The 20,206-nt window shown below is 73.1% G+C and carries 14 protein-coding genes; 8 read left to right on the top strand and 6 right to left on the bottom strand.

Annotation, left to right across the window (positions count from 1 at the left end):
- Nucleotides 1-22: 22 nt before the first annotated feature.
- Together glnA and KG102_RS10745 are read left to right on the top strand one after the other, a co-directional pair.
- Nucleotides 23-1,360, top strand: coding sequence for a type I glutamate--ammonia ligase (glnA, locus tag KG102_RS10750; protein ID WP_208214489.1), 1,338 nt, complete (start codon nucleotides 23-25; stop codon nucleotides 1,358-1,360).
- 11 nt (nucleotides 1,361-1,371) lie between these two features.
- Complete coding sequence (locus tag KG102_RS10745; protein WP_249667282.1) at nucleotides 1,372-4,395, top strand: bifunctional [glutamine synthetase] adenylyltransferase/[glutamine synthetase]-adenylyl-L-tyrosine phosphorylase; 3,024 nt, start codon at nucleotides 1,372-1,374, stop codon at nucleotides 4,393-4,395.
- On the opposite strand, the gene KG102_RS10740 is transcribed toward KG102_RS10745, so the two are convergent.
- Nucleotides 4,386-5,591, bottom strand: coding sequence for an AI-2E family transporter (locus tag KG102_RS10740; protein ID WP_208288900.1), 1,206 nt, complete (start codon nucleotides 5,589-5,591; stop codon nucleotides 4,386-4,388). The genes KG102_RS10745 and KG102_RS10740 overlap by 10 nt on opposite strands.
- A gap of 153 nt (nucleotides 5,592-5,744) precedes the next feature.
- Between KG102_RS10740 and KG102_RS10735 the strand changes: the two genes are divergently transcribed.
- Nucleotides 5,745-7,412 (top strand): hypothetical protein, encoded by a 1,668-nt coding sequence (locus KG102_RS10735; protein WP_243883918.1) that lies wholly within the window; start codon nucleotides 5,745-5,747, stop codon nucleotides 7,410-7,412.
- Here KG102_RS10735 and KG102_RS10730 read toward each other — a convergent pair.
- Nucleotides 7,402-8,961: a DUF4153 domain-containing protein gene (locus KG102_RS10730; protein ID WP_208288901.1), complete on the bottom strand. Its 1,560-nt coding sequence runs from the start codon at nucleotides 8,959-8,961 to the stop codon at nucleotides 7,402-7,404. The two genes, KG102_RS10735 and KG102_RS10730, sit on opposite strands and share 11 nt — an antisense overlap.
- A 120-nt stretch (nucleotides 8,962-9,081) precedes the next feature.
- Nucleotides 9,082-11,058 (bottom strand): pectate lyase family protein, encoded by a 1,977-nt coding sequence (locus KG102_RS10725; RefSeq protein ID WP_208288903.1) that lies wholly within the window; start codon nucleotides 11,056-11,058, stop codon nucleotides 9,082-9,084.
- 102 nt (nucleotides 11,059-11,160) lie between these two features.
- On the opposite strand from KG102_RS10725, the gene KG102_RS10720 reads away from it, so the two are divergent.
- On the top strand, nucleotides 11,161-11,703 hold the full coding sequence (locus tag KG102_RS10720; RefSeq protein ID WP_208288904.1) for an NUDIX domain-containing protein: 543 nt from the start codon (nucleotides 11,161-11,163) through the stop codon (nucleotides 11,701-11,703).
- Nucleotides 11,704-11,712: 9 nt separating this feature from the next.
- Here the strand turns inward: KG102_RS10720 and KG102_RS10715 are convergent, their stop codons facing one another.
- Nucleotides 11,713-11,931, bottom strand: coding sequence for a chemotaxis protein CheW (locus tag KG102_RS10715; RefSeq protein ID WP_208288906.1), 219 nt, complete (start codon nucleotides 11,929-11,931; stop codon nucleotides 11,713-11,715).
- 200 nt (nucleotides 11,932-12,131) lie between these two features.
- Here KG102_RS10715 and KG102_RS10710 point away from each other — a divergent pair, with 200 nt between their 5' ends.
- From KG102_RS10710 to crcB, 4 genes are all read left to right on the top strand, one after another.
- Nucleotides 12,132-12,854: an ATP-binding cassette domain-containing protein gene (locus KG102_RS10710; protein ID WP_208214482.1), complete on the top strand. Its 723-nt coding sequence runs from the start codon at nucleotides 12,132-12,134 to the stop codon at nucleotides 12,852-12,854.
- Entirely contained in the window at nucleotides 12,851-14,785 is a 1,935-nt protein-coding gene (locus tag KG102_RS10705) for a YhgE/Pip domain-containing protein (RefSeq protein ID WP_208288908.1), read from the top strand. The genes KG102_RS10710 and KG102_RS10705 overlap by 4 nt, the downstream gene beginning before the upstream one ends.
- Before the next feature lie 88 nt (nucleotides 14,786-14,873).
- Entirely contained in the window at nucleotides 14,874-15,341 is a 468-nt protein-coding gene (locus KG102_RS10700) for a fluoride efflux transporter FluC (protein ID WP_208288910.1), read from the top strand.
- On the top strand, nucleotides 15,338-15,715 hold the full coding sequence (gene crcB, locus KG102_RS10695) for a fluoride efflux transporter CrcB (RefSeq protein ID WP_208288912.1): 378 nt from the start codon (nucleotides 15,338-15,340) through the stop codon (nucleotides 15,713-15,715). Before KG102_RS10700 ends, crcB begins: the two co-directional genes overlap by 4 nt.
- Here crcB and KG102_RS10690 read toward each other — a convergent pair.
- Nucleotides 15,691-17,604 carry a heavy metal translocating P-type ATPase gene (locus tag KG102_RS10690; RefSeq protein ID WP_208288915.1) on the bottom strand — a complete coding sequence of 638 codons (1,914 nt, stop codon included), beginning with the start codon at nucleotides 17,602-17,604 and terminating at the stop codon, nucleotides 15,691-15,693. The two genes, crcB and KG102_RS10690, sit on opposite strands and share 25 nt — an antisense overlap.
- A gap of 452 nt (nucleotides 17,605-18,056) precedes the next feature.
- Complete coding sequence (locus KG102_RS10685; RefSeq protein WP_208214478.1) at nucleotides 18,057-19,475, bottom strand: MFS transporter; 1,419 nt, start codon at nucleotides 19,473-19,475, stop codon at nucleotides 18,057-18,059.
- Between the last annotated feature and the right edge of the window lie 731 nt (nucleotides 19,476-20,206).

Genomic DNA, 20,206 nt, shown 5'->3' with positions numbered 1-20,206 from the left:
TTCATCAGGCAGGATGTACCGCATGGACAGGCAGCAGGAGTTCGTGCTCCGCACGGTCGAGGAGCGGGACATCCGCTTCATCCGTCTCTGGTTCACCGACGTGCTCGGGATCCTGAAGTCGGTGGCGGTAGCCCCCGCCGAGCTCGAGGCCGCCTTCTCGGAGGGCATCGGCTTCGACGGCAGCGCCATCGAGGGGCTGACCCGGGTCTACGAGGCGGACATGATCGCCAAGCCGGACCCCTCGACGTTCCAGATCCTGCCCTGGCGGGGTGAACGGCACGGCACCGCCCGGATGTTCTGCGACCTCCTGACGCCCGACGGCGAGCCGTCGCTCGCGGACTCGCGCACGGTGCTCAAGCGCGCGCTGTCCAAGGCCGCCGACAAGGGGTTCACGTTCTACACGCACCCCGAGGTCGAGTTCTACCTCTTCGACGCCCCGGCGGACCCGACGCAGCCCCTGGTCCCGGTGGACCAGGGCGGCTACTTCGACCACGTGCCGCGCGGCACGGCGCACGACTTCCGACGCGCGGCGATCACGATGCTCGAGTCCATGGGCATCTCGGTGGAGTTCTCCCACCACGAGGCCGGACCCGGCCAGAACGAGATCGACCTGCGCTACGCCGACGCGCTGACCACGGCCGACAACATCATGACGTTCCGCACGGTGGTCAAGGAGGTCGCGCTCGAGCAGGGCGTCTTCGCCAGCTTCATGCCCAAGCCGCTGGCCGACCAGCCCGGCTCGGGGATGCACACGCACCTGTCGCTGTTCGAGGGCGACCGCAACGCGTTCCACGAGCCCGGCGGACACCTCGAGCTGTCCAAGACTGCGCGCTCGTTCATCGCCGGCCTGCTGCGGCACGCGGCCGAGATCACCGCCGTGACCAACCAGTTCGTGAACTCCTACAAGCGCCTGTGGGGAGGCGCCGAGGCGCCGAGCTACGTGTGCTGGGGCCACAACAACCGCTCCGCGCTGGTGCGCGTGCCGATGTACAAGCCCGGCAAGGGCAACTCCAGCCGCATCGAGTACCGCGCGGTCGACTCGGCCACCAACCCGTACCTCGCCTTCGCGCTCATGCTGGCCGCCGGGCTCAAGGGCGTCGAGGAGGGCTACGAGCTGCCCGAGGGCGCCGAGGACGACGTGTGGGAGCTCACCGACGCCGAGCGCCGGGCACTGGGCATCGAACCTCTGCCGACGTCGCTGGACGCGGCGATCTCGATCATGGAGCGCTCGGAGCTCGTGGCCGAGACCCTGGGCGAGCACGTCTTCGACTACTTCCTGCGCAACAAGCGCCAGGAGTGGGGGGAGTACCGCAAGCAGGTCACGCCGTACGAGCTGCGGCGGTTCCTCCCGGTGCTGTGACGGGGGCCCCGGTGCGCGGCTCCACGCTGGCCGCCCGGCTGACGCGGGTCGGCGTCACCGATGCCCGGCGGGCCGAGCGGCTGCTCGGTGACGCCGCCCTGCTCGAGGTCGTCGAGGAACCCGCGGACGTCCTCATCGCGCCCCTGGCGGACGTCGCGGACCCCGACCAGGCGCTGCTCGCGCTGGCCAAGCTGGCCGGCGCCGTCGTCGGCGACCGCCGGCTGATCGCGATCCTGCGCGAGATCCTCCTGCAGGACGGCCCGCCACGGGCGCGGCTGCTGGCCGTGGTCGGCGCCTCCGTCGCGCTCGGCGACACGCTCGTCGCCCACCCGCAGAACCTGCGGGTCCTGCTCGACGACGCCCCGGGCACCGGGGTCCCCGTGCGTACCGTCCGGGCGGAGCTCCTGGCGGCCGTCGGCGCCGACGCCGACGCGGACGTCCCCGTGGCCACGCTCGCCGGCGCCGCCGGTACGGACGCCATGCGGCTGGCCTACCGGTCGCGGCTGCTGCGGATCGCAGCCACCGACCTGACGTGCACCGACCCGCTCACCCGGATGCCGGCGGTGGCGGCCGCGCTCGCCGACCTGGCCGGTGCCGCGCTCGAGGCGGCGCTCGCGCTGGCCCGTGCGGACCTGGACGACCACGGCCGTGGCGTCCGGCTCGCGGTCATCGGCATGGGCAAGGGCGGCGGCCGTGAGCTGAACTACGTGAGCGACGTCGACGTCGTGTTCGTGGCGGAGCCTGTCGAGGGCGTGGACGAGGCGGAGGCGCTCGCCGCGGGGTCGCGGCTCGCCGCGGGCCTGGCCCGCGCGTGCTCGACGCCGTCGACCGAGCCGGCGCTCTGGCCGGTCGACGCCGCGCTGCGGCCCGAGGGCAAGGACGGCCCCCTGGTCCGCACGCTCGCCAGCCACAAGGCGTACTACGAGCGCTGGGCCAAGACGTGGGAGTTCCAGGCGCTGCTCAAGGCGCGACCGCTCGCGGGCGACGAGGCGCTCGGCCGCGAGTACGTGGCCATGACCCAGCCGTTCGTGTGGAGCGCCGTGACGCGCGAGCACTTCGTCGAGGACTCCCAGGCCATGCGCCGGCGGGTGGAGGGTCATCTCCCCGCCGCCGAGGCGGACCGGGAGCTCAAGCTCGGCGTGGGCGGTCTGCGCGACGTCGAGTTCACCGTGCAGCTGCTCCAGCTGGTGCACGGGCGCGCCGACGAGTCCATCCGCAGCCCGAGCACGCTGACCGCCCTTGCGGCGCTGGCCGCGGGCGGGTACGTCGGCCGTACCGACGCTGCGCAGCTCGCCGTCTGCTACCGCCTGCTGCGCGTGCTCGAGCACCGGATCCAGCTGTACCGGTTGCGCCGCACGCACCTGCTGCCGACGGCCGAGCCCGACCTGCGCCGGCTCGCGCGTTCGATCGGCATGCGGGCCGAGGGCGCCGAGGGCCTGCTCGAGCGCTGGCGGACGACGCGTCGTGAGGTGCGCGGTCTGCACGAGGAGCTGTTCTACCGGCCGCTGCTCCCGGCCACCGCCGAGCTGTCGACCGCCGAGGCGAGCCTCGCGCCGGAGGCCGCCAAGGCGCGGCTGGCGGCCATCGGCTACACGGACCCCGCAGGCGCCATGCGGCACATCGCGGCGCTCACGGAGGGGGTGTCCCGCCGGGCGGCCATCCAGCGCCAGCTGCTCCCGGTCATGCTCGGGTGGTTCGCCGACGGTGCCGATCCCGACGGCGGCCTGCTGGCGTTCCGGCGGCTCTCCGACGAGCTCGGCACGACGCACTGGTACCTCAAGCTCCTGCGGGACTCCGGGACGGCGGCCCGCCGCCTGGCCCAGGTGCTGTCGACGTCGCGCTACGTCGCCGAGGCCCTGACCCGGTCTCCCGAGTCGGTCACGTGGCTGGCGGACGACACCGATCTGCTGCCGCGCTCGGTCGAGCGCCTGACCGCCGAGGCGGACGCCATCCTCACGCGGTCCGACGAGCAGGTCGCGGCCCTCACGGCGCTGCGCGGGCTGCGCCGGCGCGAGCTGGCACGCACCGCCGCCGCCGACGTCCTCGGCGTCGTCACGGGGGAGCGCACGTCCCGGAGCCTGAGCTCTGCGGCGGACGTGGTCGTCGCCGGAGCCCTCCGGGTCGCGGAGTGGGTGGTGCGTGAGGAGAAGGGCCTGGACGCGAGTCCCACGCGTCTGCTCGTGGTCGCCATGGGCCGGTGGGGCGGCGCGGAGATGGGGTACTCCTCGGACGCCGACGTCCTGTTCGTGCACGACCCGCACGAGGGCGCCGACCCGCTGGTGGCCCAGGACTTCGCGCTGCAGGTCACGACTCGGCTGCGGACCCTGCTCGGCTCGGTCGGGCCGGAGCCCGCCCTCGAGGTGGACGCCGACCTGCGCCCCGAGGGACGCAACGGACCGCTGGTCCGCTCGTTCGACTCGTACGCCGAGTACTACGAGCGCTGGGCGTCGCCGTGGGAGAGCCAGGCGCTGCTGCGGGCCCGGCCGGCGGCGGGTGACGACGAGCTCGGCCGACGGTTCGTCGAGCTGATCGACCCGCTGCGCTACCCCGTCGGCGGGGTCGACCCGGCGGTGGAGCGCGAGGTGCGCCGGATCAAGGCACGGGTCGAGGCCGAGCGGCTCCCGCGGGGGGTCGAGCCCGCCCGGCACCTCAAGCTGGGCCGCGGTGGCATCTCCGACGTCGAGTGGACCGCCCAGCTCCTGCAGCTGCGGCACGCGCACGAGGTGCCGACGCTGCGCACGACCGCGACGCTCGAGGCGCTCGAGGCCGCGGCGGACGCGGGACTTCTCGGTGCCGACGACGCCCGCGTGCTCACGGAGGCGTGGCTGCTGGCGAGCCGGCTGCGGGACGCCAACGTCCTGTGGACCGGGCGCGGCGGAGCGCACGCGGACGTGCTGCCCCACGACCGCCAGGCGCTCGCCGGGCTGGCCCGCGTCGTCGGCTACCCCGCCGGCTCGGGCGGCGAGCTGGAGCAGGACTACCTGCGGACCGCACGGCGCTGCCGCGCGGTGGTCGAGCGCGTCTTCTACGGCTGAGCGACCGGGCGCTCGTCCTCGCCGGTGCGGTCACCGGAGCGGTCGCCGGTGCGGTCGTCGGCCGCCTCGGCGTCGCCGTCCTCGTCCTTCGCCGACGCGTCCTTGTCGTCCTCCCGCAACAGCTCGTCGTCGACGAGCTCGTGGCGGCGGATGTACGTGGACGACACCGCCTGGATCGTGGCCGCGACGGGCAGGGCGAGGAACGCGCCGATCGGCCCGAAGACCGCGCCGAACCCGATGACCGCGAGGAACGCGACCGCGGGGTTGATCTCCATGGAGCGGGCCGAGACCTTCGGGGCGAACAGCAGGTTCTCCACCTGCTGGTACCCGACGATGAACGCGAGCGTCAGCAGACCCTTGACGGGCGAGACCGTCAGGGCCACCGCGATGGGCAGAGCGCCGCCGATGTAGGTACCGATCGTGGGCACGAACTGGGAGACCACGCCGGTGAACGCGGCCAGGGGCAGCGCGTACGGGATGCCCAGCACGGTGAGGAAGACGAAGGTGATCGCGGTGGAGAGCGCCGCGAGCACGATCCGCGAGTTGATGAAGTCGGCCACCTTCTCCTGCGAGACCTCCCACAGCCGCAGGATCTCGCGCTGCCGGGCAGGGGCCAGGAGGCGGCAGATGGAGGCGCGGAACCGCGGTCCCGCGCTGGCCATGTAGTAGACGACCAGGAGGACGGACGTGAAGGTGAACAGGCCGCCGACGATCGAGGTGCCGATGCCGAGCAGGCCGGGTGCCAGCTCCTGCCAGTGGTCGCCGAGGTTGACCAGCAGCTCGTCGACCTCGGGCAGCTGGAAGCCGAACGACTCGTCGACCCGGACGACCAGTTGGTCGTAGACGTCGGGCAGCGACTGCGCGAGCGCGATCACCTGGGTGATGAACAACCCGCCGAAGAGGGCGATCACGACGCCGATCAGGACCAGGGCGCCGAGCATGACGATCCCGGTGGCGCGCGTGCGCCGGACGCCGTGCGCGACGAGCCAGCGGATCAGCGGCTCCATCGCCAGGGACAGGAACCACGAGATCACGATGATGAAGATGACGTTGCTGAGCATGCCCAGCGCCCGCCACACGGCCACCGCGACGAACACCGCGAAGGCGGTCATCACGAGCGCGCGCGGCAGCCACAGCGGCGGCTTGCGCGGGTCGGTCGCGGGCAGCACGACCGGTGGGGCGGATCGGTTCGGCATCGGGTCCCTCGGCTCAGGGTGGGCGAGCGGGCTCGCGGGTGTCGGACGTCTCGGGGGGCACCGTACCGGTCGCACGGGCCGCCGCACGTGATCTCGCCGGGTGACCGGCCACGTCGTCTCGGCAGACCGTCGCGCCGGGACCGAGCGGCTGCCATGCTCGACGAGTCGCAGGCGCGCACGCCGTTCTGGGGAGGGGACCCCGTGGTCGAGAAGAAGCCGTCGTCACGCCCACCGCGCGAGACCCGGCCGGGGCCGACGGCCGCACCCCGGCCCGACGACGCCGAGGCGCAGGACTTGCCGGGCCTGCCCGACCTGCCGGAGACGGCGTCGCGGTCCGTCATCCCGGACGAGAGGACCCCGCAGGACACGGGTCCGGTGGACGCCGTGGACGAGGCCGACACGACCGAGTCCGTCGCCGACGCACAGCAGGACACGGCCGGGCTTCCCGCGTCCATCGACGTCGACGTCCCCGTCTCGTCCCCGACGGAGGAGCGCGCGGTCCTGCTGGCCCGGCTCCAGCTGCTGGAGACCGAGAACGCGCGGCTGCGGGCCCAGGCGGCGGGCGCGGAACCAGGCCCGCGCCCGAATCCCCGGCGCGGGCGCGGCCGGACCTCGGCCACGGTCGCCCTCGTCCTGCTCGGCGCCCTGCTGGCGCCGGTCGCCGTGGTCGGCAGCTGGGCGCGCGAGCTCGTGGTGGACACGGACGCCTACGTCGACACGGTGGCGCCCATCGCGGAGGACCCGCTGGTCCGGTCGGCCGTGGCGGGCCGGATCACCACGGCCGTCGTCGAGGCACTGGACGTCAGGCAGCTGACCACGCAGGCGACGGACGCGGTGGCCTCGCTCGACCTGCCACCGGTCGTCTCCGAGGCGGCCACGTCGCTCCAGACCCCGCTGGAGAACGCGATCACGGGGTTCATCCGCACGAACGTCACCAAGATCGTCAGCTCGGCCGCGTTCGCGGATGCCTGGCAGGAGGCGAACCGGGTCGCGCACGAACAGATCGTGGCCAGCCTGCGGGGTGACCCGGACGCGCTCGCGCAGATCAGCAGCAACGGCGCGCTCACCCTGGACATCACGCCGATCGTGGAGGACGCAAAGGCCTCGCTCGAGCAGTCCGGGTTCACGCTCGCGAGCCGCATCCCGACGGTGAACGTGACCTTCCCGATCGGCTCGAGCGCCGACCTGGTCCGGCTGCAGTCCGCGTACCGGTTCCTCGACGTCGTGGGAGGGGTCCTGCCCTGGTTGGCGCTCGCCCTGCTCGCGGGCGGGGTCCTGGCCGCGCGGCACCGGTCCCGGGCGCTCGTGGTCGCGGGCTTGTCCCTGGCGGCCGGGATGCTGGTCCTCGCGCTCGGGCTGGTGATCGGCCGGTCGCTGTACGCCGGCTCGTTGCCGCCCGGCGTGCAGCGGGTGGACACCGCCGTCGCGATCTACGACCAGGCGGTCTCGCTGCTCCGCCTCCAGCTGCGTGTCGTCCTGGTCCTCGGGCTGGTCGTCGCGTTCGCGGCGTTCCTGGCGGGGGACACGACCGCGGCGCGCCAGCTCCGGGCGTCCGGCTCCCGGGCTGCGGCGTGGATCCGGGATGCGGGTGACCGGCGTTCGATCAGCACCGGTCCGGTCGGGGTGTGGCTCGACGAGCAGCGCGTCCTGGTGCGCGTCGTCGTCATCTCCCTCGCCGGCCTGGCCCTCGTGCTGGCGGACCGGCCGACGCCTGCGTACGTGGTCGGGGTGTTCGTCGTCGCGCTCCTGGTCCTGGGACTGGTGACCCTGGCCGCGCGACCGCGGACCGCGGCTCGGCAGGAGCCCGCCGTCACGGCCTGACGCTCGTCCACCTGTCCCGCCTGCAGGCGGTGCTCGTACCCGGATCCTGGGTGGCCAGCACCTGTGTGGCGCGCTCGCGCCCCAGGTTCCAGTCGGCGAGGCCGGGATCGGGCGGTACGTACGCCGAAGCCAGCAGGCAGGAGCGCAGCGCCGGTTGGCCGCTGATCCGGGCGAAGGCGGGCACGGCGTCGGCCGACAGCCCAGCCAGGTAGTCGACGTCGAGGTCGGTGGCCAGCTCCGCCGTCGTGTTGTGCCGGACGATCTGCGCGTCCGGGTTCACCAGCGCGAGGCCGAGCATCGCGACGGCGACCACCTGCACGGCTGCCCGGGGGAGCCAGCGCCCGCGCCACCGGACGCCGGCGACCAGGAGCAGCACGAAGACGGCCGCGAGGGCGATCTCGACCACCGTGACGAACAGCCGGAGCCGGGTCAGCCCGAAGGCGTCGACGTACAGGTCCATCCGCCGCAATGCGGAGGCGACGACTCCCAGGGTCCCGATGCACAGGGCGCCCAACGCGAGCCGGGACACGAGCTGGTCGGTCGCGGTCGCGCGCGGCGCCCGACGGGCCGCCACTGCGACGACGACCAGCGTGAGCGCGGTGACGACGAGGAGCTGCGCGAACCCCTCGCGCGCGTACTGGGAGTAGCTCAGGCCCGCGGTCGCCAGCACGTGCTGGTGGCCCCCGAGCAGCGCGCCGACCTGCACCATCACGAACAGCAGCACCAGCGCGTCGAGCGCCAGCACGGGGACCAGCCACTCGCCACGGGACGCCGGTCCCCGCGGCGCCAGGCGGGCGTCCGACCAGCTGGGCGGCGCGAGCGCAAGGTGCGCCAGGGCCGCCGCGACGACCGCCACGAGGGTGCCGACCACGACCTGCCCGGGCAGCATGTCGGGCTCGAACCGGGGCATCAGGCTGGCGAAGACCCGGTCGGCGCTCGCGAACAGCAGCCCGAAGACGAGGAGCAGGGCCAGGGTGATGGCCGCGGTCCGCAGCACGACCAGCAGCTGGCCGCGGCGCGACCCCGCGAGGGCGCCCACGCCCTTGGCCACCCACGGCAGTGCCCGGGCGGTCCCGGCCGCCCAGGTCAGCGGGGCGAGCGCCGCGGCCGGCGCCGATCGGGACGACGTCACCGCGACGACACCCGTCCACATCGCGACGAGCGCGCAGAGCACCACCACCCAGCCGGCGTCGCGCACGGCGACCACCGCGAACAGGACGATCGACAGCGCCGCGGTGACCAGGTCGTCGGCGTTGCGGCGGCGCACGAGCGCCGGAGCGGCCGCCGCCCACACCGCCAGCCCGACCAACGCGGCGCCGAGCCCGGGCTGGTGGCCCACCAGCAGCACCCCACCGAGCACGCCGACCACGCCGCTCGCGATCAGCGTGGGGAGGGTGACCGGCCGCCGCCGCTCGGCCCAGAACGGCTCGAGGACCCGCAAGACCCGACCGGGCACCGTCGGGACAGCAGAGCGGCCCGCCACCCAGGTGGGTGGCGGGCCGGGCAGTGCGGGCGGGGACGGGGGCGTCGGCGCTGCGGAGTCGGTCATGAGCGCCACGCTAGACAGCAGCGTCTGCGCACGTCAGGCACTTGCGCGGGGGTCCCGTGCACGTTGTGTGCAGTGCCGGCGACACCCTCCACAACTGACGCATGGTGGGCCCACAGGTGCTCAGCGGCGGACCGTGATCACCCGCTCGCCGGTCGGGGTGCTTCCCGCGTCGTTGCTCAGCACGGCGACGAACCGGTACGTCCCCGGCGCGAGCCCGGACACGTCCGTCCGGACCGTCTGACGTCGGGGCGTGGCGGCGGTGAGCTCCTGCTCGTCGACCACCTGACCGTCGCGGTACAGCGTGTAGTGCGTCGCGTTCGTCCCCCACCACAGGGTGCTGCTCAGCGTGAACGAGCCGTCGCCGTCGCGGTTGTCGTCGCTCAGGACCGCGCGTCCCGGCGCCGCCTCGGACACGACCACGGCGTGCGGGCGCGACATGCTGGTCCCGTACGGGTTGAGCAGCTCGACCACGTAGGAGTACGTCCCGTCGCCCCGGCCCGCGACGGGGAAGCTCACGGTCTGACGGTGCGGCGTCGTGCCCGTGAGCCACCGGGCGTCGACGAGCACGCCGTTCTCGTAGAGCCGGGCGACGGTCGCGTTCTGGCCCCACCAGAGGTTCGCGGTGACCGTGTAGGAGCCGTCGCGCAGGCCGGTGTCCCAGCCGTTGTCGTCGGTGAGCACCGCGACACCGGGCGCGGTGGTGGCCACGGGGGTTCCGGAACGCAGCACGCCGGCGCCCGCCTGAGCGCGGACCAGCGCAGGCACGTCGCGCACGGGATCGAGCGTGTAGTCGTACACGTCGGCCGGGTTCCAGCGTGCCGTCGGTGCCAGCGGCACGGGTGCGGTCGCGTTGAACGCCGCGAGGAGGTCGGTCGGCTGACCGTTCACCGTCGAGCCGCGCTCGAGCAGCTGGCTGCCGCCCCACCGCGTGATGATGCGTCCGGGGTCCACGCCGGGCGCGAGCTCGAACGCGTTGTTCTCCGCGACGATGCTCGACTCGATGCCGGCCCCCCAGTAGTACTGGAACAGGCCCTCGGTGGTCTGCGTGTAGAGGTTGTCGTAGAGGTGCACGTCGCCGAAGCGCACGCGCGGTGCGCGCTGGCCGATGTCGATCCAGTGGTTGTGGTGCAGCGTCACCCGGTGCTGCCCGCGGTCCTGCGGGCGTGAGTCGGAGGAGCCGATCAGCTCGGTCTTGTCGTGGTCCTGGAACCGGTTGTAGGACACGGTCACCAGGTCGGAGCCGTGCGTGAGGTCGAGCAGCCCGTCGTGCACCTCGAAGGGCCGTCCGTACACCGTCGGGAGCGCCGAGTGCGGGTGGTCGCCGTCGTCGAACGTGTTGTGGTCCACCCACACGCTGGTCGAGGTCCACACCGACACGTTGTCGTACGCGGAGTTCCAGTTGCCGGCGGTGCCGTCGGTGGGGTCCCAGGCCGGGAAGCAGTCGTAGGCGTCGGCGATGGTCAGGTTCCGGACGATGACGTTGTGCGCGTCACGGATCCGCAGGCTCGCGCCGACGATCCGCGCGTCGTCGCCGACGCCGACCAACGTGACGTTCGAGCCCACGTGCTGGAGCGTCTGCGCCGCCTGCACGGCGGCGGCGGCGACCCGGGCGTCCTCGAGGGGGCCGCTCGGCTTGACGCGGCCCCACGGCCCGGCCGGCTCGAAGTGTGCGATGTAGTCGGCCATCCGGAAGGGCCGGCCCGTGTCGGACACCGTGACCTGCGCGCCGAACGACTCGCACGCACTCGGCTCGAAGGCCGTGATCGTGCCGTTCACGTAGATGATCCGGGGGACGACGTTGCGGCGGGCGTCGGTCTGGCTGCCGCCCGGCGCACCGGCCAGGGCGTCGCGCAGCTCCTGCCAGGTGTCGACGACGTAGACCTCCGCCGCGGCGGCGTCGGCCCCGCCGGTGGTGCCGGTCGCCACGGTCGGCTTGCCGTCGGGGGCCGTGGGACCCGCGTACGACGCCCATCCGTCGCCCGGCGGCAGCACCTCTCGGCCCAGGTCGACCGGCGCGGGCGAGCCGTGGGCGGTGGTGGCCGGCAGGAGCAGCGCTGCGGCGGCGAGCGTGACGACGGCGGTACGACGAACCCTCATGAGACGTCCTTGTCCCGAGAACTACCAGAAACCGGTTTCCGGAGCGTGCCATAGAATGTCCGGTAAGCGCAATCCCTGCAGTGCCTCTGCCAGGCTGCGTCCATGACGCACTGGCCGACGCACAGCACCACCACCGTCTACGAGAACCCCTGGATCCGCGTGCGCGAGGACGCGGTCGAGCGCCCGGACGGGACGGCAGGGGTCTACGGCGTCGTCGAGCTGCGCCACCCCGCGGTCTTCATCGTCCCGCTGACCGCGGACGACGAGGTGGTGCTCGTCGAGGTCGTGCGGCACACCACCGGGAGGTCGCTCGAGGTGCCCGCCGGCGGCAGCGACGGCGAGGACCTGGTGCTCGCCGCCCAGCGCGAGCTCCGCGAGGAGACCGGCCTCGTGGCGAACCACTGGGAGCACGTGGGGTCGATGTTCGCGCTCAACGGGGTCAGTCACGCCCCGGAGCACGTCTACCTGGCCCGCGGCCTGCGGTCCGCGGACGAGCCGGTCGAGCAGGAGGCCGAGGGCATCACCGCGGTGCGGCGCGAGCCGTGGCCACGGGTGCTGGAGCTCGTCGCGGACGGGTCGATCACCGACGGCGAGACCGTCGCGGCGCTGATGTACGCCGCGATCGCGCTCGGTCGGGTCAGGTGAGCGGGCCGCTCAGGCGGCGCCGAGCGCCCGACCGATGACCGCGGCCGTCGCAAGCCCCAGGGCCGTCCAGCCCACGATGCTGCCCCCGAGGTAGCCCGCGTACCGCGTGTGCTCACGCGTCGAGCTTCCCCAGCGCGGTGCGGGTGCCCACCGGACGGTGGTCGCGAGCTCGCGCACACGCTCCTCGAGCCGGCGGGCGGGACGGACGTCGGGACGGATGGTGGCCATGGGGCGCTCCTGTGGGTGCACGTGGACATACAGCCGGGGTGACCGGCAAGGACCATGGTCCTGCGCGCGGAGGCGGGACGGACGTGTCTTTGGTCCTGGTCGGGTCCGGGACGCTCCCCGCGCCCACGGACCGCAGTTCTGCGACATTGGAGGCGCAGAGGGCTCCAGGGATCAGGGGACCTCCGGGGGAGGGGCCCGTGATGACGATCGAGCAGAGCCGCACCGATCCGCTGGACCTCCCGCCGGAGCAGCCGCCCGAGGGCATCCGGGCCAGGGGCCTGGGGATGCGCGCCGGCGAAGGCTGGGTCTACCGGCACGTCACCGTGAGTGCCTTCCCGGGCGAGGTCCTCGAGGTCCGCGGTGCGGGTGGGACGGGTCGCTCGATGCTGCTGCTCACGCTGGCCGGCAGGGCACGGGCGACGACGGGGACCTTGTGGGTCCTGGGGCACCAGCTCCCGCACGACACCCGTCATGTGCGCGGCCTGGCGTCGGTCGCCCGGCTGGACGACGTCGTCGGCCCGGAGGACCAGCACACGGTCGACCAGGCGTTCCGTGAGCGAGCGCGCTGGGACCGGGTCCATCCTGCCGGTTCCGACGGCACGGGCTACCGGGTCGACGAGGTGCGCGAGCTGACCGCCCTGGGTGCCGCTGGTGGTGAACGGGTCGCCGGGCTCCCCGCGGTCCAGCGCACGCTGCTCGCGGTGGCGCTCGCGGCGCTGGAGCGGCCCAAGGTGCTGGTGCTCGACGACCTGGACGACGGCCTGCCGCCCGACGAGCAGGCGATGGTCTGGACCGCGCTCGGTCAGGTCTCCGCCGCCGACGAGTGCATCACGATCGCGACCACCGCCGGTGGTGACCCGCGCGACCACCCAGCGGGTCGGTCCGTTCTCGAGCTGCACGCGACGCACGTGGAGGAGTCATGATCCTCTCCCTCGCCTGGTCGGAGCTGCGGCGGTACCGGCGTCCGCTCGAACGCGTGGCGCTCCTGTTCCTGGTTCTCCTGCCGTCGCTGTACGGCGGCCTGTACCTGTGGTCCAACTGGGACCCGTACGGGCACCTCGAGGACATCAAGGTCGCGGTGGTCGACGAGGACCAGGCGGTGACCGTCCAGGGCAAGGACGTCCGGGCGGGGAGCCAGGTCGTCGAGGAGCTGCAGCAGGACCCGATCGTCGAGTGGACCCCGACCAGCGCGACCAACGCGGCCGCCGGTCTGTCCGACGGGACCTACCTGATGACGATCACCATCCCGAACGACTTCTCCGCGAACCTGGCGTCGGTGCAGTCGGGTGACCCGAAGGTGGCCGAGGTCCTGCTGCGCCGCGACGGTGCCAACGGGTTCATCGTCAGCGTCGCCTCCCGGGGACTGGCGATCGAGCTCGAGGAGCGGATCAACGCCGCCGCGACGGCGGCGTACTTCACCGTCCTGTTCGAGGGTCTGGACGAGCTGCGTAGCGGGCTGCAGCAGGCGGCCGACGGTGCCGGCCGCCTGCGTGACGGCCTGACGACCGCGCACGACGGGACGGTGACGCTGGCCGGGGGCCTGGCGTCGGCGCAGCAGGCCTCGGTCGCGCTGCGCGACGGCGCGGAGCAGGTCGCGCAGGGCGACCAGCGCATCGCGAACGTCGTCAACCCGTTGGTGGATGAGGTCGTCCCTGCGCTGCCCGGGGTGGCGAGTGCCGCGCAGACGGTCGCCGACAAGGCGGCACAGCTGGCCGGGCAGGTGGCGCAGGACGCCGACGGGCTGCCCTCGCGGACCGGGCAGCTCCTCGACGAGCTCCAGCAGTGGGGGAACAGCAGCGGCGCGGCGAGCGACCCGGGCTTCCAGCAGGTCGTGGCGCGGGCCGAGGCCGCGCACGCGCGCGCCGGTGACGTCACCAGGACGGCCGCGGAGGTCAGCACGGCCGCGAACCGGGTCGCTGCCCGCGCCGCCCAGGTCAACGCCGACGTCCCCGTGATCCAGGCGAGGATCCGCGCCGCGCAGTCCGACATCGACCGCCTGGCGTCCGGGTCCCAGGAGGTCGCGACCGGGCTGGGCGAGCTGTCGACCGGACTGCAGAGCGCGACGGACGGGGCGAACCAGCTGGTCAGCGGGACGGCCGAGCTGGAGAGCGGCGCATCGACGTTGACCGACGGACTGACCTCCGCCGTCCAGCAGATCCCGACCATCGGCGAGAACGACCCCGAAGGTGTCGCACGCGAGCTCGCGTCGCCGACGAAGGTCACGGACTCCGCAGTGAACGACGCGAAGTACTACGGCGAAGGTCTGGCGCCGTTCTTCTTCGGCATCGCCCTGTGCGTCTTCGGCGTCGCGGCGTTCACGGTGCTCCGTCCGGTGAACCCGCGAGGGCTCATGTCGCGCGCGCACTCGGTGCGGGTGGCGCTCGCGGGGTACCTCCCGGTCGCGTCGATCGGGGTGACCGGGGGTTTCGTGCTGACCGCTATCCTGCACTTCGGTCTGGGCATGGAGCCGCGCAGCTGGCCGGCGACGCTCGGTCTGGTGGCCGTAGGGTCGATGGCCTTCACCGCCATCGCGCACGCCCTGCGGGCCGCGTTCGGGGTGGTGGGCTCGTCGATAGCGCTCGTGCTGCTGATGCTCCAGCTGACCAGCTGCGCCGGGATCTACCCGATGCAGACGCTGCCGGGCCCGCTGCGCGCGATCCACCCGCTCCTGCCCATGTCCTACGTCGTGGACGGCCTGCGGATCGCGCTCACCGGCGGACCGTCGGACCGGTACGTGCGCGACATTCTGGTCGTCGGTGCCTGGGGGCTCACGGGTCTCCTGCTCGGGGTCGCGGCCGTCGTGTGGCGGCGGCGCTGGACCATCACCCAGGTCAAGCCCGTCCTGGGGGAGTGAGCCGGCTCAGATGCGCCGGACGCCGTGAGCACCTGATGCGCCGCGCGTCGCACACCGCGCGCGGGCTTCATCGGCCTACCGTCGGGCCATGGCCCGCCAAGAATCAGGCTCTTCGACGCGCCCCGTCATACCCGACCGGGTTCCTGGTCGCGGGGCGGCCATCGGCCTCGTCGCTGCGGGCGCCGGCGGCGGCGTCGCCATCCGTGAGTTCCTGTCGCGAGAGGTCCCGCCGCTCGACGGTGTCCCTGTCGTCATTATTCTGGTCAACGTCCTGGGCGCCTTCGTGTTCGGCTACCTCTACGAGCACCTGACACGCAGGTCGCCGGGGCCGGGACGGACCGCCCGGCTCAAGCTGCTGGTGGGCACCGGCTTCTGCGGTGGCCTGACCACCTACAGCGCGCTGGCCACCGACACCGCCGTGCTGCTCGACAAGTCCCGCGTGGACCTCGCGCTCGCCTACGCGCTGGGGACCGTGCTCCTCGGCGCGCTCGCGACCCTCGCCGGCATCGCCTTGGCCAGTCGCGCGACAGCAACCGACACCGGGAGGGCGTCATGAGCGTCGGCGAGTTCCTGCTGCTGATCGTCGCCGGGGGAGCGGGAGCCGTCGTGCGCTACCTCCTCGATGACTGGATCAGGGCCCGCGCGTCCAAGAAGTTCCCGTGGTCCACCGCGATCATCAACATGACCGGTTCGCTCGTCCTCGGTGTGCTCACCGGTCTGGTGGTCGGCCGGGTCGCTTCGACGGAGCTCAGCGTCGTGCTCGCCACCGGGTTCCTGGCTGGCTACACGACGTTCGGCACGGCCAGCTACGAGACGGTCCAGCTGGTCCGCGAGAGGAAGTACGGCACCGCGCTGCTCTACGGTATCGGCATCCTGCTGGTGTGCGTCGCGCTGGCGTTCGTCGGCTACCGCTGGGGTACCTCGATGTAGGGACTCGCCCCCGCCGGCCCGCGCAGAGCCCGCAGCGCGTTGAGGATCGAGAGCAGGTCGACCACCTCCTGGCACAGTGCACCGACGACCGCCGGGATGACTCCCGTCGCGGCGACGAGCATGAGGCCGACGGACAGCACCATGCCGAGCCAGATGCTCTGCAGGGCGACCCGCATGGTCCGCCGGCCGACGCGCACCGCTGCGGCGGTCTTCTCGAGGTCCTCCGTAAGGATCACGACGTCCGCCGACTCGCTCGCGGCGGTGGACCCCCGCGCACCCATGGCCACACCGACGTCCGCCACGGCCAGCACGGGTGCGTCGTTGACCCCGTCGCCGACCATCATCACCGGGCGGTTCGGCAGGTCGCGCACCAGGCGGACCTTGTCCTCGGGCAGGCACTCGGCAAACGTCCGTGTGATGCCGACGGCCTCGGCGACGTGCGCGACGGTGGGCGCGGCGTCACCGCTGATCACCACGCGGTCGGTGATGCCCAGCCGCGTGAGCTCCTCCAGAGTCGTGCGCGCGTCTGCGCGGGGCTGGTCGCTGAGCACCAGGACGCCGGCGCCCTGACCGTCGACCGCGACGTACACCGCCAGCTCGCCCGGGTACACCTGCTGGTCCGGCACGCCCTGAGCGGTGGCGGCAACATGCGCCCGCTTGCCGACGACCACCAGGTGCCCCTCCACGTGTGCGGTGACTCCGTGCGCCGCCTCCTCGTGGGCGTCGACCGCGGGGGCGAGCACCAGGTTCCGCGCCGTGGCGGCGTCGCGCACGGACCTGGCCAGCACGTGCGACGAGTACTGCTCGGCCGAGGCCGCGAGGCGCAGCACGTCGTCCTGGCCCCACGGTGCACGTGCATGCACGGTGACGAGCTCGGGTCGCCCGTAGGTCAGGGTGCCGGTCTTGTCGAACGCGACGGTCCGCACAGCGGCGAGCCGTTCGAGCGTCCCGGCGTCCTTGATGATGACGCCGGCGTGCGCGGACCGGCTCATGCCGGCGAGGAAGGCCACCGGCGCGGCGATCAGCAGCGGGCACGGCGTGGCCACGACCAGCACCTGCGCCACCACCGTGGCGTCGCCGTGCCACCACCACGCGGCCGCGGCGATGGTGAACGCGAGGACAGTGAACGGGACGGCGTACCGGTCGGCGAGACGGACCACCGGCGCCTGGGACTGCGTGGCCTCTCGGACCATCGCGACGATGCGCGCGTACTGGCTCTGCTCGGCCGACGCGCCCGCGAGCACGAGGACGGCACGCTCGGTGTTCAGCGCACCCGACAGCACTGGGTCGCCGGCGCGGTGGGGGACCGGCAGGCTCTCACCCGTCAGCGACGACTCGTCGAGCTCCGCCTCGTCGCTGAGCAGCGTCCCGTCCACCGGGACGACCTCGGCGGGACGGATGAGCAGACGGTCGCCGGCCACGACCTCCCCGACGGGGACGTCGACCACCGAGTCGTCCGGCGCGAGCCGGTGCGCCGCGACGGGTGCCCGCTCCAGCAGCGCGCGGAGCTCTCCACGGGCACGGTGCGCGGCATAGTCCTCGAGGCCCTGCCCGCCGGTCAGCATCAGCACCACCACCAGCGCGGCGACGTACTCGCCGACCGCCACCGTGGCGATGATCGCGGAGACCGCGAGCAGGTCGATGCCCCACTTGCCGGCCCGGATGTCCTGGACCATGCCCCGGAACACCTGGGCCGCCACGAGCAGCGCCCAGACCGATCCGAGCCAGCCACCGGCCACTGCCTGCCCGGCCGCACGGAGCAGCAGCGTCGCGACGAGGACGGCGATCGTGACGACCACCAGGGGGTACTGCCGCACCAACCGCCGGGCCAGGCCCTCACCTGCCGGCACGGGCTGCGCGTCGCGCGCCGGTCGCACCGCCTGCGTCATGGGGAGTCCTCGCGCACCGCGGGGTCGTCGCGGGCCTGCTGCCACGCTAGCTCGCGCGGCCACCTCCGCGCAGAACGAGCGGCCGCACGCGGTGATGGTGGACCCCCGGACGTGCGGCACCCCCGCCGCCACGAGGGCGACGGGGGTGCCGTCACTGCAGGTCAGACGCTCACGGGAGCAGCCATGAGCGGTGACTGTCAGACGTCGTAGTAGAGCTCGAGCGACAACCGACTCCGCTGCGTTTGTGCTGGTCAGCGAGTCTGCAGCCGTCCGGGTTGTTCGGGTCGCGCTGCATGCCGATCGTGCGGGTGTGCGAGCTGCCGAACGGCTGCGACGGGCCGCTCAGAGTTGCGGTCGTCCTGATGATGGCGGATGCGATGTCGAAGACCGGCTCGGCGGGCGGAAGACCGAGGCGAAGGCCTTCTTGGCTGCCTCAGCAGGTGGTACCACTGCTAGGAGCGGGCTGCGCGGACCTCGCGTCGCGTCGCGACGAGGTCGATGAGCACCGGCACGAGCGACGCCGCGAGGAACGCCACCGACAGCGCCATGCCCGCGCTCATGGCACGGTCCCAGTCCGCCCGGGCAGCCGTTCCGAGGCCGGCGGGCGCGAGTGCCGCGGCGAGCAGCGCACCGACGGTGGCGGTGCCGACCGCGGACCCGATGCGGGCGGTGGTCTGACGTACGGCGTTGGCGCTGCCCGCCTCCTCGGCGGGGATCCGCGCGTTGGTGACGCCGAGGTTGAGCGCCGAGACGAGGTTGCTGCCGACGCCCACGACGAGGAGTGGCACGGCCAGCGCCCACACGATCGTGGTGCCTGCGTCGGGGAGCACCTCGACGGCGGCCCACGCGGCCGCCGAGCCGACGATGAGCAGTATGACCCCCGTGAGCTCGCCGCGCCGCGGTCGTGCCAGCCGTGCCGCGAAGGGTGCGACGAGCAGCGCGCCGAGTGCCACGGGGAGCTGCGCGGCGCCGGCGACGACCGGGTCGAGCCCGAGCCCGCTGCGCAGGTACAGCGTGAGCACGTAGACGACGCCCGTGAGCCCGGCCTGGAACGTGGTGTTGAGCAGGACGCCGCAGGTGTACGAGCGGTCACGGAACAGCGCGAGGTCGACGACCGGTGCACCACCGCGCGCCGCGGTCCGGCGCTCCCGGACGACGAAGGCCGCGAGCGCGACCACCGCCGACAGCAGTCCGGCGACGACCACCCCGGCCGGCAGGTCGGAGAGCTCGAACAGCGGTACGAGCAGCAGCGAAAGGCCGGCCCACAGTAGCGCCACGCCGGGCACGTCGGGCAGGACCCTCGCCCCCGTGGGTACGGCACGTGGCAGCACGCGCAGGCCGGCGAGCAGGACGAGCGCGCCGAGGGGGACGTTAACCCAGAACACCCACCGCCAGCCGACCGAACCCAGCAGCCCGCCGAGGAGCGGGCCGACAGCGAGCGCGGCACTGACGACAGCCGTGTAGAGCGCGAAGACAGCCGAACGTCTCGGCCCTTCCGGCACGAGCTCGCGGACGAGCGCCATGGCCTGGGGGTTGAGGAACCCCGCGCCGAAGCCTTGGAGGAGCCGCGCGACGACGAGCACACCGGGCCCGGGCGCGACCGCGGCGAGCACGCTCGCCACGGTGAAGACCACGACACCGGTGAGGAAGGTCGGTCGTCGACCACGGGCGTCGCCGATCCTGCCGGTGACGATCATCGCGAGGCCGTAGGTGAGCATGTACCCCGAGACGACCCACTGCAGGTCGCTCGCGTCGGCCCCGAGGTCGCGCCGCAGCTCCGGCAGCACCGAGTTGACGGCACTGACGTCGGCGACCGCCACGGCCACCGCCACCACGACGGTCGCGATCCCCGGTGCCGCGCGCGGGCTCACCGCAGGCCCGTCCGGCCGCGGCCCACCGGGTCGCGGCGCGACGTCCCCCGCCACGTCGGCGCCATGGCACCGACGCTAGGCGCGGGCCAGCGTCACCGCGAGCCCGCACCCTCTGCGAGGGAAGGTCGCATGCGACGCCTCGAGGCCCTCGGCGCGCGCCACGGGGGACGCCGCGCACCGTCGCGCGTTCCCGGACGTGCGGCACCCCCGCCACCACGAGGGTGACGGGGGTGCCGTTACTGCAGGTCAGACGCTCACGGGAGCAGCCGTGCGCGGTGACTGTCAGACGTCGTAGTAGAGCCTGAACCATGTCTCCTCCAACACCGAACGCCCAGGTCAGAGGGATCTGACCGGGGCGTTCGTTCGAGCGAGGTGCATCTGCTGTGCGTCCTGTGCCACAACTGAACACGCAATTGTGGCAAGCGGTGTGGCAACTACAAGGCTCCCGCCGGTCGGTCGAGGCCGCAAGGGCCGCCGACCCTATCGATCGGCTTCGTAGTGGACGCTGTGGTCGATCGGTCGGCGGTGGCTGCCTAAGCGCCTGCGGAGTTCCCGCTCTCATCCGCATCGGTGCAAGCGCCGTCGGTAGGTACCTAATCCGGGTCGCCGTCTTCTGCGTGCGGCGGACCAGGGCCTGCCCCGACGCCCTGGTATCGGCGTTCGACTTCGTAGGGCACAGTGTCGCGGCTTTGCCTGTTCTGGATCCTCGACGTGCGACCACCAATACTGCG

It is taken from the genome of Cellulomonas fengjieae (assembly GCF_018388465.1).
GTDB lineage: Bacteria > Actinomycetota > Actinomycetes > Actinomycetales > Cellulomonadaceae > Cellulomonas > Cellulomonas fengjieae.
The sequence above is the reverse complement of the archived record's forward strand: the minus strand, read 5'-3'. Positions and strand labels throughout refer to the sequence as shown.